At 63.8% G+C, this 304-nt stretch carries 1 protein-coding gene; it reads left to right on the top strand.

All coding sequences use genetic code 11. From position 1 onward, the window contains the following. Positions 1-304, top strand: a 304-nt coding sequence (locus ISX93_RS17015) for a DUF5801 repeats-in-toxin domain-containing protein (protein ID WP_219841042.1), incomplete at both ends; no start/stop codon positions are given.

The following is a 304-nucleotide window of genomic DNA, read 5'->3' as shown; positions in this document are numbered from 1 at the left end:
GACCTGGTGAGCTTGAGCGCGACGGCCACGGTGACCGACGGTGACAATGACCAGGTCACCACCACGGTCAGTCTGGATCTGGGCGGTAACCTGAGTTTCGACGATGACCTGCCGAGCGTGTCGGTGGGCGAGGTGGATGCCAGCGCGATCACGCTGACCACCCAGGATGCGCAGACCATTGGTGCCGAGGTATCGGACAGCGACAGCGGCAGCTTTGCAGCGGCCATGCTGGCGGCGGTAACGCCGACCTATGGTGCGGATGGTGCGGGCTCTACCGTGCTCAGTGGTTACACGCTGACGATTG

Source organism: Pseudomonas sp. N040 (assembly GCF_015637705.1).
Classification (GTDB): domain Bacteria; phylum Pseudomonadota; class Gammaproteobacteria; order Pseudomonadales; family Pseudomonadaceae; genus Aquipseudomonas.
This window is presented reverse-complemented; position numbering and strand designations above follow the sequence as displayed.